Here is a 12,448-nt window from a genome sequence, read left to right as displayed (position 1 = left end):
CATGCGCATCGAGCTCTCGCGCGAGGACGACCTGCTGCTCGACACCGGCGGCGGGCTGAAGAAGGCGGCGTGGTTCTTCCTCGAGCGGCCGGACGAGCCGTTCCTCGTGCACAACGTGGACGTCATCAGCGACATCGACCTCGCCCGCCTGGCTGAGGAGCACCGCCGCCGCGCCGCGCTCGCCACCCTCGCCGTGCAGCAGCGCCAGTCCTCGCGCTACCTGCTTTTCGACCGCGATTCGCTGCTGTGCGGCCGCCACTCCGGCGACCTGGCGCCCGAGATGGCGCGTCCCTGCCCGCAGCCCCAGGCCCTGGCTTTTTGCGGCATCCACGTCATTTCTCCTCGGATCTTTTCGCTGATGTCGGAGCAGCGCGCCTTTCCCATCGTCCCCTGCTACCTCCGCCTGGCGGCACAAGGCGAGAAGATCGCCGGCTTCCGCGCCGACCAATACCGCTGGCGCGATCTCGGCCGCCCCGGCGATCTCCGCCAGGCTGCCGAGGATCTGAAGGATCTGAGGTAGGGGGATTTACGCCCGGCCGGCTTCGACGTTCTCCCGGATGCAGCGGGCCAGCGTCTCCATGTCGCCGGCGATGCGCGCATCCAGGTCGGGCTTGAGGAAGCGCGCCACCATGGGGAACAGGATCCGCTCTTCCTTGTAGGCGTGGTCGCGGAGGATCTGCAGCAGGGTGGCGCCGAAGAACAGGAACTTCTGCACCACCTCGGGGCGGAGATTGCCCTGCAGCATGAGCTGGTGCGCTTTTTCCATGCGGCTGAAGTTGGAGACGATGTCGTCGTGCTCGGTGCGCAGCACCATCAGCGGGCCCACGTCGCGGGGCAGGAACTCCTCCAGCGCAGGATAGAGGATCTCGTCCTCCTTGCGCATGTGCACGATCAGCTCGCCCCGGAAGTACTGGGCGAAAGCTTCGAAGGTGCGCACCCGCTCGGCCGTCCAGGAATGGTCGAGCTTGAACTCCTGCAGCAGGCCCTCCAGCTCGGCGAAGCGCGTCTCCGAGTACTTATGGTCGTCGAGGAGCTGCTGGATGGATGCGGTCTCGCTCATGGCTCAGCCTTGCCCCTTCGCCTTCTGCAGCATCTCCTGCACCTTCTGCCGGTCCGGATAGTTGGGATTCGCATCCAGCAGGTGCTGCCAGGCGGCGATGGCGCCCTTCTTGTCGTTCAGCCCGTTCAGCTTCACCACGCCCATGTTGAACAGGGTTTGCGCGTGGTTGGGATCGACCTTGAGCGATTTCTCGAATTCCGCCACCGCTTCCTTGGCCGAGCCCGTGTACCACAGGGCCGTGCCCAGGTCGGTACGCACGTTGACGTCGTTGGGCTTCAGCGCCAGCGCCTTCTGGTAGTAGGTGATGGCCTCGGCGTAGAACTTGTGGTCGTAATAGGTGTTGCCGATCTGCACCAGAGGCCCGGGATCGCTGGGGTTGGCGCGGGCCGCGTCCAGCATCGGCTGCACCAGCACTCTCAATTGTTCAGGTGATTGCAGCGTGTCCGGGGCAGCGGGCGGCATGCCCCCGACCTGCGGCGCCGCCGCCGTGGTTGTCGAAGGCGTAGAACTGCCGTGGAACAGGTAGCCGGCGATCAGGCCCACGAACAGCGTGACCATGGCCAGCAGATAAGCCTCTCGGGCCGTCCACGACTTATTGTCCATCCCTTGGTTACTCGCTCTTTGCTGCATTCCCCACACTCCAGGATCATTCTGAGCCCAGCCTTGCCTGATTCGTAACGATTAGAGTAAGGGCATCTGGGATGCCAAAACGGGAGCCTTGTCAGAAGAACTGAGGCAAAGCTAAGACATCTGTTATCAACGACTTATACTCGTTTTCCCGAACGGTCGTTCGGCAGGCCAGGGGTCGGGCTGCGAAATATCACCCCTGCGGGAGTGCCTTTTCCCACGTTTCTGGGTCGTCTTTACAGAGGAGCCACCCCCGGCCAGGGCTGTCCATCCTCCGGCCGGCTGGGCGCCCGCGCGGGCCGAAGGTGGCCTCTTGTGACAGCTATGAGTCTTCTCGGGACTGGAAGGGACCCGGCGGCCGGCTTCCAGAAATTTATCAGCAACATTTAAGCTCCGCCAAAGGACTACTGCCGCCGACAGCGTCTAGTCTGCCTCTTGCGCGGTACAAGGGCGATTGCCAGAGGAACAACCGCGAATCGGGGGTTGAGTATGTTCTGGGTGACCGTCCACGATTTTGGGGAATTGGCGATTGTGCGCTGTTCGGGCCGGCTTCTACGCGGCGAGGCGACTGCCAGGCTCACAAGCGCCATGACGTTTCGGACCGGCAAGCAGGTCATTGTGCTTGATGTCGCCGACATGGTTGGCATCGATGCCGGCGGCGTGGGGCTTCTGGCATCCATCTTTAGGTGGGCCCTCCACAACGGCATCCAACTGAAGCTGATGGAGCCGCCCGCCCTGGTGCGCAAGGTGCTTCAACTCGCAGGATTGGATATCGCATTCGAGATCTTCACATGCGAGGACTTGGCGGCTCTATTCGGATTCGGCCGTCGAACGGGTGCAGTGGATATCGAAGCCGGGCACGTCGCCGGTCCGAGTCTTGCGCGCGGGGCCGATTTGCCGGTTGGATGAACGCTCCTGGTCTTCACGACCCGGGGCTCACGGCCAAACAACAACGCGGCCGCCGTCGGCCGCGTAGGGGCTTATGAAGTATGTATGAAACCTAGTTCAATGCTGCTCGGAGTTCCTCCGGGATCACCACCGCGGTGCTGCCTTTCACCCGGATCAGTTTCCGCCGCCGGAAATCGGAGAGCAGCCGGCTGACGGTTTCGCGCGAGGCGCCGATGATCTTGCCGATCTCCTCGTGCGTCATGTGGAAGGGGACGATGATGCCCGTGGGGTCCTGTTTCCCGTGCTCGTCGGCCCACTCCAGCAGCAGCTGGGCCAATTTCGCCCGCGTGCTCGGGGCCAGGGCCAGCAGCCGGGCCTGCTCCCACGACTTGTGCAGCTCCATCGACAGGTGCTCCGCCACCCGCAGCGACACGTCGTGGTGGGTGCGCACGAAGCGCAGGAACTTGCGCGCCGGCACGAAGGCGATCTGCGCCGGGGTCAGGGTTTCCGCCGTGGACGTATAGGACGTTCCCGCGATCACGCTGGAAAGTCCCAGCACTTCTCCCGCCTCCGCCAGCCGCAGGATGATGCTCTCGCCCTGCTTGGAACTGGCGGTCAGTTTGGCTTCGCCGCTGCATAGCACGAATAATCCCCGGGGCGACTCGCCCTCCACGAACAGCAGAGCCCCCGGTGGATACAGCGCCGTCTGCCGGATCATGTTCAATTCGCGCAACGTATCGACCGGCATGCGGCAAAACACCGTCTTCTGCCGGTTGGCGCAGGTCTGGCAATTGTCCACCACCCGCAGGCCATAGGGGGCCGCCGGCTTGTGATTGCCGCCGTGCACCCGGGCTGGGATCGCATTCATAGGGTTTCTCCGGGGAAGCGCCTCTAGCAGCAGGCGCTCCGGTGAGCGGTGGCCCCGGCGAGGCGCAGCGGAGTGTGGGGTCTCGGACCGGCCGGCGCCGGAGCCACCGATGAGGGCTCCAGGCCATGGGCTCATTCGTGGCCTGGCTACCTGTGCTCTCACGTAGTGTGGTTCCCGCCGTCTATAGGCGCTGTGACGGGGGTCACGTTCCACGGTGACAAGCCTCACGGCGACAGTCCCATCCGGGGCGCACACTCGATCTGGATTCTGGACCTCCGGCTCAGCCAGGCGCCGCACCCCAAGGCTCAGGCGCCGAAGACCTCGGCCATGGCGACATTTCCCAACACCTTTCGCAGCGACTCCGCCCGCATCCACAACGAGCACCAGCAGCTGCTGATGCGGCTCGCCGACCTGGCCGTCGCCCTCGAAGCTCTTGGCCCCAACACTCTGTCGGTCGATCCCCTGGGCGCCGGCCGGCTGCGCCGCAGCCTCGCCCGCCTGGAGGAGTTCCTGACCGCGCATTTCCGGCGCGAGGAGACCACGGTGCTGGACGCGGTCGTCCCCGTCAGTCCCGAGCTGGCCGAGTTCTCCCGCCAGATGCGCCTCCAACACCAGGGTCTTGCCGCGCGCGTGAAGGAGTTCGCCGGCGCGGTGGCGCGGCTGGAAGCCGGCAACCACGGCCAGCCCCCGCTGCGCCAGGTGCAGCAGGCGGGAGAAGAGCTGACCCACGACCTGGCCACCCACATCGCGCTGGAGGAAGAACAGCTGGACGGATTCTTATGAGCAGTGTTCGTGTGGGACAGCCGCCCTCGGCTGTCTCGCGTAGCAAGCGGGAGCTGAGTCCAGCCCCCACGAAGATGTTCGGCAAGACGGTGAAAGCGCGGGAAGGATGGGGGCCCGAGCACCTGGTTCACCTGCATCGTTTCATCACCCCACCCACCATCGAGATCGCCGGCGGACGCGACGCCATTCATTGCCGCATTCATACCCACGCCGCGCCCCGGCGCAAGTGATACATGGAGGAATACCTTGGCTAGCACGGTTGCAGTACCGGAAAAGACGCAAAAGCAGAAAACAACGGTGAAGTATCCCGGCATCACCTCCACCGTGGACGGCTCCGGGGCCGTCGTCTGGGTGGACGCCAACATCGTGCAAGGCGCCTGCGCCTATCCCATCACTCCCTCCACCCCCATGGGCGACGGCTTCGCCACCGAATACGCCAACGGCAAGACAAACCTCTGGGGCGAGTCCATCCGCTTCCTGGAGCCGGAGTCGGAGCACAGCTCGGCTTCGGCCTGCGAAGGCTTCGCGCTGGCCGGCGGGCGCGTCAGCAATTTCACCAGTGGCCAGGGACTGCTGCTGATGAAGGAAGTGCTGTATGTCATCAGCGGCAAGCGCCTGCCGGTGGTCTTCCATATCGGCGCCCGCGCCCTGACCTCGCACTCGCTCAACGTGCACTGCGGCCACGACGACGTGTACGGTGTCGCCGACGTCGGCTGGGGCATGCTCTTCGGCCGCAACGCCCAGGAAGCCGCCGACCTGGCCCTCATCGCCCGCCGCGCCGCCGAGGACACCGAGACCCCGTTCATGAACATCCAGGACGGTTTCCTCACCACCCACACCCTCGAGACCATCCAGCTCCCCGAGCCCGAGCTGATGAAGGAGTTCGTGGGCGCGCCCGCCGACCGCATCAAGTCCTTCTTCGATCCCAACCGCCCCGTCCTCACCGGCTGCGTCCAGAACCAGGATTCCTATATGAAGGGGAAGGTGGCGCAGAGGTATTTCTACGACACGGTGGCGCCGCGGCTGGTGGGCGCGATGCGCGACTTCAGCGAACTGACCGGCCGGGAATACGACCTCATCAAGCCCTACCGGATGGAGGGCGCCGCGTACGCCATCGTCGGCATGGGCAGCATGATGGAGACGGTCGAGGCCACGGTCGACCACCTGCGCAAGCATGGGAAGAAGGTCGGCTGCATCACGGTCGTGAGCTTCCGGCCGTTCCCCGGCCGCGAGCTGGTGGAAGCGCTGCGCCGCTGCCGCGCGGTGGCGGTGGTGGAGCGCGCCGACATCCCGCTGGCGGAATCGAATCCCCTGACCGCGGAGCTGAAGGCCGCTTTCGCCGACGCCCAGATCGATCCCGCGGGCGCGCGCCTGGAGCGCATCCCCGACGTGTACTCCGGCGTGGCCGGACTGGGCGGGCGCGATGTCCGTCCCGGACACTTCGTCGCCGTCGCCGACGCGATGGAGCGTCGCGACGCCAAGCGCTTCTTCGTGCTGGGCGTGAAGCATGCTGACTCGCTGCCCATCGTCGTCGATCCCGATGTGCGTCCCGCGGGCGCGTTCTCGCTGCGCGGACACTCGGTCGGCGGCTTCGGCTCGGTGACCACCAACAAAGTCATCGCCTCGGTGGCTTCCGACCTGTTCGGACTCTACGCCCAGGCCTTCCCCAAGTACGGCTCGGAGAAGAAAGGCCTGCCCACCAGCTACTGGCTGACGCTGGCGCCCCAGCCCATCCGGCTGCACGCCGAGATCAACACGGTGGAGTTCGTCGCCATCCAGGACCAGAACGCGTTCCTGTCGGGCGACCCCCTGGCCGGGCTGGTGGACGGCGGCGTCATCTACCTGCAGTCACAGCAGCCGCCCGAGCAGGTGTGGCCGACGCTGCCGGCGTCGGCGCGCAGCGCCATCCGTGCCCGGCGTCTCCAGCTGTATGCCCTCGACGCCGGCAAGATCGCGCGCGAGTGCTCCAGCCGCCTCGACCTGCAGATTCGCATGCAGGGCATCGTGCTGCTGGGCGCTTTCCTGCGCCTGACTCCATTTGCCGAAAAGGCGGGGCTCGATGACAAGAAGCTCTTCGCTTCGCTGGAGAAGACGCTCACCAAGTACTTCGGCAAGCGTGGCGGACAGGTGGTGAAGGACAACATGGTGGCGGCCCGGCGCGGTTTCGACGAGGTCACGCTCATCGAGCCGCCGGCGAAGGACGAAGCCGAGCAGAAGAAAGAAGACATCGTCTTCAAGCACTTCGCCAACCCGACGGCGCCCTGCGTGGCCAACGATTTCTGCGACCACGTGATCGGCAGCTACGCCCGCGGGCGCGAGGCCGACCTCGAGGCCGATGAATTCCTGGCCCGCTCGTTGATGCCTCCCTCCAGCGCGTCGCGGCGCAGCTTCCGCACCCTGGCGCCGGACATCCCGGAGCTGATTGCCGCCAAGTGCGTGGGTTGCATGGAATGCGTCAACGTCTGTCCCGACACCGCCATCCTGGGCAAGGTGGCTGAGCCCAAGGTGCTCGACGAGCAGCTGGCCAAGGTCCGCGAGGACGTGCGCGAGCAGCTGCGCGCCGGCTTCGTCAAGACGACGAAATATTTTGACATTCCCGAGAAGAAGGGCGAGGGCGGAGGCCTGTTCAGCATCTTCATCGATCCCGACAAGTGCAAGGGATGCGGCGAGTGCGTGGTGGCCTGCGGCAAGCACGAAGCCCTGAAGATGGTCCCCAAGAACGGCATGGCCAAGTACGACCTGGGCATGGACCTCTACCATCATCTGCCGGAGACGCCTGCGAGGTACCTCAACGAGAAGGCGCTGGGCGACATGATGCTGGCCGGCCGCTCCCTGCTGTTCGCGGGTGGCGCCGGCTCCTGCATGGGATGCGGTGAAGCCACCGCCATCCGCCTGATGCTGGCCGCCACCGGCTTCGTGTACGGGGCGGACAACATCGGCATCGTGGCCTCCACCGGCTGCAACTCGGTGTACGGCTCCACCTACCCGTTCAACCCGTTCTCGGTGCCGTGGACCAACTCGCTGTTCGAGAACTCGCCCGCCGACGCCATGGGCATCCGGCTGCGCTGGGACCAGGAAGGACACAGCAAGCGCCGGCTGTGGTGCATCGGCGGCGACGGCGCCATGTACGACATCGGCTTCCAGTCGCTGTCGCGCCTGCTGGCCTCGGGGATGGACGTCAAGGTGCTGGTGCTCGACACCCAGGTGTACAGCAACACCGGCGGCCAGACCTCGACCTCGACCTTCACCGGCCAGGACGCCAAGATGGCGCAGTTCGGCTCCGCCCAGCCGGGCAAGCGCGAGCACCGCAAGGAGCTGGCGCAGATCGGCCTGATGCACGGCGAGGTGTTCGTGGCCCAGACCACCACCGCGCACCAGAACCACTTCTACAAGAGCATCATGGCGGCCAACGACTTCCCCGGGCCAGCGCTGGTAGTGGCCTATACCACCTGCCAGCCCGAGCATGGCGTGCCCGACGACCATTCGCTCATCCAGTCGAAGCTGGCAGTCGAGAGCCGCGCCTTCCCCCTGTTCACCTACGATCCGCGGAAGGGCGAGAAGCTTTCCGAACGCCTCAGCCTGGCCGGCAATCCGGCGATGAAGGAAGACTGGTACGTCGATCCCCGGACCAACCAGCCGGTGGACTTCATCTCCTTCGCCAAGACCGAGGGCCGCTTCTCGCGGCACTTCGACAAGGAAGGGAAGGCGGACGAATTCCTGAAGTACGCGCAGGAAGATCGGCTGTACAACTGGCATCGCCTGCAGGAGCTGGCGGGGCTAAGGTAAATCGTGAATTTGTGTGGCGCGGGCGTGCCGCCCGCGCTGCACGGCCGTGCCACACACACCTTGCTGGCGACCGACGACTGAGGACTGACGACTGCCTTTCCGGCGCGTCTGTTCCTCTCAACGGGCCGCGGATTACCCTCGGCGGCCCTCCCGGTTCGTCCGAGGGACTGGCGGCCACGGCCCAGACGGGCGTAAGCTGGGCGGCATGGCAGAGAAGCATACAAAAATGGAGAAAGCCCTGCGCCAGAGTGACCAACTCGAAAGGAAGGCAGAGGCACACCGCGAAGAAATGCCCAAGGAGCGTCGGCAGGGAGTGATCCGGTCGCGGGAAGAGCGCCGGAAGGTGGACGTTCCGCCGCCGCCGGGAAGTCCGGTGCGCTCCGGGCAGGACCGCCGCGCCGGCGACCGCCGCAGCAGAGGTCGGCCCTAGCCAACGTACTGCTACCAGCCCTTGCCATCTGACAACAGCAGGTCCCTCCGCGACGGCGCAGGGGGTCGCCACATTTAGCGACCGATTGCCACCGGTTGCATCTTTCAATGGAATCCTCGAAGGAAGGAGCCTTTCTCCATGAGCCAGCCCGATTCAGCTACCGCGGTGCAAGAGAGACAAACGGAAAAGAGCTATGCCGCAAAAGCCTACGCGGCCCGGAGCGCGACCTCGGGGCTTGCGCCCGCCACCATCCAGCGCCGACACCCGCGACCTCAGGATGTGCAGATCGAGATCCTCTTCTGCGGTGTCTGCCATTCCGACCTGCACACGGTCAGAGACGAATGGAAGAGCGTGATGCCGACCGTCTATCCCTGCACGCCCGGCCACGAGATCGTGGGGCGGGTGGTGAAGGCGGGGAGCGCGGTCAAGAAGTTCAAAGAGGGCGACATCGTCGCGGTCGGCTGCATGGTGGATTCATGCCGCAGCTGCGCCAGCTGCCGCGAGGGCCTGGAGCAGTATTGCGAGGTCGGCGCCACCTTCACCTACAACAGCGAGGACAAGCAGCTGGGAGGCGTCACCTACGGCGGCTACTCGGAGAGCATCGTCGTGGATGAAGCGTTCGTCTTGCGCGTGCCCCAGGGGCTCGACCTGGCGGGCGCGGCGCCCCTGCTTTGCGCCGGTATCACTACTTACTCTCCCCTGCGTCATTGGAACGTGCGCAAGGGGCAGAAGGTCGGGGTGGTCGGCCTGGGCGGGCTGGGTCACATGGCGGTGAAGTTCGCCAACGCCTTCGGGGCCCGCGTGGTGCTGTTCACCACCTCGCCCAACAAGACCGAGGACGCATTACGGCTGGGCGCTCACGAGGTGGTGGTCTCGAAGAACGAAGCCGAGATGCTGAAGCACGCAGCCAGCTTCGATTTCATCCTCGACACTGTCTCCGCGGTGCACAATCTGAATGCCTACCTGGAGCTGCTCAAGCGCGACGGCACGCTCACCATGGTGGGAGCGCCGGAGCATCCGCTGCCGGTCGGGGTCTTCAGCCTCATCTTCAAGCGGCGGCAGTTTGCCGGCTCCGGCATCGGCGGGATCAAGGAAACCCAGGAGATGCTGGATTTCTGCGCCGAGCACGGCATCACCTCCGACATCGAGCTGATCGGCATCCAGCAGATCAACCAGGCCTACGAGCGGCTGCTCAAGAGCGACGTGAAGTACCGCTTCGTCATCGACCTGGCCTCGCTGGTCTGAGGACCGGAGCGTCGTTTCGCCAAACGGGCCGCGGAGATTCTCCGCGGCCCCACTTATCTTGTGCTCCCCCGCTCCGCGTTCTCCAGCACGACGACCCCGCCCCAGGGCTTGTCGGGCTTGCGGCCGGCGGGGTCGGGCAGCAGCGATAACAGCCGCATGCCGAATGAGAGCCGTTTCAGCCTGGCAGCGGCGGGCAGCAGGGAGCTCGTTTCCACCGGCTTCCAGCCGCAAGGAACAAAGAACTGCGGTCCCTCGCGAGGAGCGAACCGGAGCGGCGACCCGGCCTGCTGGAGCTGGCCTCCGAGAGACTTCTGCAGCATCTTGAGCAGCGCCGGCGAGGCCAGGTCGATGGCCCAGCGGTGGAACCCAGGTTGCGCGCTGAGCTCGCGGGCCAGCTCGGCAACCTGCTCGGCCTCGAAGTAGATGATCAGCCCCTCACTCAGCAGCAGCGCGCGCCGGGACCCGGCGCCGAGACGCTGGAACAACGCGCGCCGTCCTTCGAGATCCGTCAGGTCGAGCGCGACACGCTCCAGCGCGCAGGCCGGTTTCTCCCCAGCCAACGCTTCCTGCTTGTAGCTCAGCATGTCAGGCAGGTCCACTTCGACCCAGCGCAGCGCTGCCGGGAGCGGCATGCGATAGGGCCGGGTGTCGAGGCCGGCCGCCAGGTTGATGACCAGGTCGGCGCCGTCGTGCACCTCGCGCTCCACGACGCGGTCGATCACCCAGGTGCGAGTCACGTACGACCAGGAATGCCGTTGGGCGGTGGGCATGGAGGCGGCGATCTGCATCCCCCGCTCTCCGGCCAGCTTGCGGGCGTAGGGATCGCGGAAGACGGCGTCGGCGCGCTCGCTCTCCTGCGCGCGGTACACCGCCACCCACAGGGCGGTGTCGGAGATGTGGCGGATGGGACCGGCGGCCAAGGCCGGGGCATCATACACCCTCGATAACCTTTATACTTCCCCGGCGTCTCACCGGTATCGCAGTCCCGAGGAGGATGGCATGGCTGCAGCTCGCCGGATAGCTCTCGCCTCGATCCCGCTGCTCGCGCTGCTGCTGATGGGCAGCTCTCGGACCGGCGCCGCCCCGCAAGGCCAGGTCGCGCCCACGGGCAGCATGCACGACCGCCGCGCCGACCACAGCGCCACCCTGCTCAAGGACGGCCGCGTCTTGATCGCCGGAGGCATGGTGGAGAACGGTGTCTTCCTGAGCTCCGCCGAGCTGTTCGATCCCGCCACCGGGCGCTTCGCCGGCACCGGCGACATGCTCTCCCGGCGCGTGGGACACAGCGCCACACTTCTTCCCAACGGCAAAGTGTTGATCGCCGGAGGCCTGGCCGGCCGGATCCGCGAAGGCGGCCCCGGCATCGTCGCCAGCACCGAGATCTACGATCCGCAGACCGGCCGCTTCACCCCCGGGCCGAACATGAGCGGCCCCCGGACCGGTCACGCGGCGGTCGTGCTGGCCGACCACAAGGTGTTGATCGCGGGTGGAGCCGATCACGACGAGCGCACGCTCGCCAGCGCCGAGATCTATGATCCGGCTTCCAACCGCTTCACCGCGACCGCCAGCATGCACACGCCCCGCCTCGCGCGCGAGGCGGTGTTGCTGAAAGACGGCCGGGTGCTGGTGACCGGTGGCGGCAACCTGCGTCAGGCCGAGATCTTCGATCCCAAGTCGGCGGCCTGGCAGCCGGCCGGTGAGATGACCGCGCCCCGCATGAAGCATGCCGCCGCCTTGCTGCCCGACGGGCGCGTGCTGGTCGTCGGGGGCTCTCCCGACGGCGGCTGGAATCCGGTGCGCAGCGTCGAGGTCTTCGACCCGCAGAACGGCCGGTTCACTCCCGCCGGCGAGATGGAGTTCGCGCGCTTCAAGCTGCCTGATGCCGTCACCCGGTTGAAGGACGGGAATGTGCTGGTCGCCGGTGGCGCCGACCAAGTCGAGCTCTACCAGGCGGCTTCCGGCAGGTTCGTGCGCGCCGGCAGCGTCGAGGGGCGGCACTACTTCGCCTCGGCCACGCTGCTGCCCGACGGACGCGTGCTCATCGCCGGCGGCTACGGCCCCGGCGGCGGGCGTCCTAACGGTCCGCTTTCTACCCAACAGGCGTGGATCTACCGGCCCTAGGCGCAGTCAAGCGGTTGTTTCCCTTGTCATCCTGAGCGGGTTTCAACCCGCGAAGGATCTCGCAGACAGTCGCTGGCCGCCACCTTGGTCGCTCGGATCTCCCAAAAGTGACTTCTGCAATCTGCCTTCTTCGTTCTTACTCGCCTTTGTTTTCCTTCGCCGCATGGCGTACATTGTCACGCCGGGGGTGATGCATGTTACGAGTCTTCCTCTTGTTGCTGACCATGACCGCCGGGGCGCTGGCCCAGGAGAGCGGTCCCGTGGTGACGGCGGCGCGCAAGCAGATCATGGAACGCGCCCGCCATCTGGTGGCCGCCGCCAAGGAGATGCCCGCCGACAAGTACGGCTTCAAGGCCACGCCCGGGCAGATGACCTTCGGCCACATGGTCTTCCACACCGCGCGCTCCAACAACGGGCTTTGCGGGCTGGTGGCGGGCGAGAAACACGCCCAGCCCGACCTGAAAGACACCGATCCCAAGGACAAGCTGGTCGCCGCCCTGGAGCAGTCGGTCGCCTACTGCGATGGCGTGCTGTCGAAGGTCAGCGAAAAGACTCTCGGCGAGAATCTGAAGACTCCGTGGGGCGAGGAGATGACCCGCGCCGAGCTCCTGCTCGAGATCAACGCCGACCAGGCCGACCA

13 protein-coding genes are annotated in these 12,448 nt (G+C 66.0%); 9 read left to right on the top strand and 4 right to left on the bottom strand.

From position 1 onward, the window contains the following. A partial coding sequence (locus VMS96_09265) for a hypothetical protein (GenBank protein ID HVP43612.1) occupies positions 1-520 on the top strand: 520 nt, incomplete at its 5' end. A 6-nt stretch (positions 521-526) separates the two neighbouring features. Here VMS96_09265 and VMS96_09260 read toward each other — a convergent pair. Then, positions 527-1,060, bottom strand: coding sequence for a hemerythrin domain-containing protein (locus tag VMS96_09260; protein ID HVP43611.1), 534 nt, complete (start codon positions 1,058-1,060; stop codon positions 527-529). Between the two features lie 3 nt (positions 1,061-1,063). Beyond that, positions 1,064-1,663, bottom strand: coding sequence for a tetratricopeptide repeat protein (locus VMS96_09255; GenBank protein ID HVP43610.1), 600 nt, complete (start codon positions 1,661-1,663; stop codon positions 1,064-1,066). A 513-nt stretch (positions 1,664-2,176) separates the two neighbouring features. On the opposite strand from VMS96_09255, the gene VMS96_09250 reads away from it, so the two are divergent. After that, on the top strand, positions 2,177-2,596 hold the full coding sequence (locus VMS96_09250) for an STAS domain-containing protein (GenBank protein ID HVP43609.1): 420 nt from the start codon (positions 2,177-2,179) through the stop codon (positions 2,594-2,596). Between the two features lie 91 nt (positions 2,597-2,687). Here the strand turns inward: VMS96_09250 and VMS96_09245 are convergent, their stop codons facing one another. Then, complete coding sequence (locus VMS96_09245) at positions 2,688-3,443, bottom strand: Crp/Fnr family transcriptional regulator (protein HVP43608.1); 756 nt, start codon at positions 3,441-3,443, stop codon at positions 2,688-2,690. Positions 3,444-3,770: 327 nt separating this feature from the next. Between VMS96_09245 and VMS96_09240 the strand changes: the two genes are divergently transcribed. From VMS96_09240 to VMS96_09220, 5 genes are all read left to right on the top strand, one after another. Beyond that, positions 3,771-4,226 carry a hemerythrin domain-containing protein gene (locus VMS96_09240; protein HVP43607.1) on the top strand — a complete coding sequence of 152 codons (456 nt, stop codon included), beginning with the start codon at positions 3,771-3,773 and terminating at the stop codon, positions 4,224-4,226. Further along, entirely contained in the window at positions 4,223-4,456 is a 234-nt protein-coding gene (locus VMS96_09235) for a hypothetical protein (GenBank protein HVP43606.1), read from the top strand. The genes VMS96_09240 and VMS96_09235 overlap by 4 nt, the downstream gene beginning before the upstream one ends. 16 nt (positions 4,457-4,472) lie before the next feature. Further along, positions 4,473-8,012 (top strand): 2-oxoacid:acceptor oxidoreductase family protein, encoded by a 3,540-nt coding sequence (locus VMS96_09230; GenBank protein ID HVP43605.1) that lies wholly within the window; start codon positions 4,473-4,475, stop codon positions 8,010-8,012. A gap of 226 nt (positions 8,013-8,238) precedes the next feature. Beyond that, positions 8,239-8,442 carry a hypothetical protein gene (locus VMS96_09225; protein ID HVP43604.1) on the top strand — a complete coding sequence of 68 codons (204 nt, stop codon included), beginning with the start codon at positions 8,239-8,241 and terminating at the stop codon, positions 8,440-8,442. 138 nt (positions 8,443-8,580) lie between these two features. Beyond that, on the top strand, positions 8,581-9,687 hold the full coding sequence (locus VMS96_09220) for an NAD(P)-dependent alcohol dehydrogenase (protein HVP43603.1): 1,107 nt from the start codon (positions 8,581-8,583) through the stop codon (positions 9,685-9,687). 53 nt (positions 9,688-9,740) lie between these two features. Here the strand turns inward: VMS96_09220 and VMS96_09215 are convergent, their stop codons facing one another. Continuing rightward, entirely contained in the window at positions 9,741-10,607 is an 867-nt protein-coding gene (locus tag VMS96_09215; protein ID HVP43602.1) for an SAM-dependent methyltransferase, read from the bottom strand. 79 nt (positions 10,608-10,686) lie between these two features. Here VMS96_09215 and VMS96_09210 point away from each other — a divergent pair, with 79 nt between their 5' ends. Both VMS96_09210 and VMS96_09205 read left to right on the top strand, forming a co-directional pair. After that, positions 10,687-11,808 carry a kelch repeat-containing protein gene (locus VMS96_09210; protein ID HVP43601.1) on the top strand — a complete coding sequence of 374 codons (1,122 nt, stop codon included), beginning with the start codon at positions 10,687-10,689 and terminating at the stop codon, positions 11,806-11,808. 194 nt (positions 11,809-12,002) lie between these two features. Continuing rightward, a partial coding sequence (locus tag VMS96_09205; GenBank protein ID HVP43600.1) for a DinB family protein occupies positions 12,003-12,448 on the top strand: 446 nt, incomplete at its 3' end.

The sequence above is a fragment of the Terriglobales bacterium genome (assembly GCA_035543055.1).
GTDB lineage: Bacteria > Acidobacteriota > Terriglobia > Terriglobales > Acidobacteriaceae > JAIQFD01.
This window is presented reverse-complemented; position numbering and strand designations above follow the sequence as displayed.

What these genes read in the sequence shown, in the direction of transcription:
- VMS96_09220 (HVP43603.1), top strand. Translation starts at nt 8,581, where the DNA reads ATGAGCCAGCCCGATTCAGCTACCGCGGTGCAAGAGAGACAAACGGAA.
- VMS96_09240 (HVP43607.1), top strand. Translation starts at nt 3,771, where the DNA reads ATGGCGACATTTCCCAACACCTTTCGCAGCGACTCCGCCCGCATCCAC.
- VMS96_09260 (HVP43611.1), bottom strand. Translation starts at nt 1,060, where the DNA reads ATGAGCGAGACCGCATCCATCCAGCAGCTCCTCGACGACCATAAGTAC.
- VMS96_09225 (HVP43604.1), top strand. Translation starts at nt 8,239, where the DNA reads ATGGAGAAAGCCCTGCGCCAGAGTGACCAACTCGAAAGGAAGGCAGAG.
- VMS96_09245 (HVP43608.1), bottom strand. Translation starts at nt 3,443, where the DNA reads ATGAATGCGATCCCAGCCCGGGTGCACGGCGGCAATCACAAGCCGGCG.
- VMS96_09250 (HVP43609.1), top strand. Translation starts at nt 2,177, where the DNA reads ATGTTCTGGGTGACCGTCCACGATTTTGGGGAATTGGCGATTGTGCGC.
- VMS96_09255 (HVP43610.1), bottom strand. Translation starts at nt 1,663, where the DNA reads ATGGACAATAAGTCGTGGACGGCCCGAGAGGCTTATCTGCTGGCCATG.
- VMS96_09235 (HVP43606.1), top strand. Translation starts at nt 4,223, where the DNA reads ATGAGCAGTGTTCGTGTGGGACAGCCGCCCTCGGCTGTCTCGCGTAGC.
- VMS96_09210 (HVP43601.1), top strand. Translation starts at nt 10,687, where the DNA reads ATGGCTGCAGCTCGCCGGATAGCTCTCGCCTCGATCCCGCTGCTCGCG.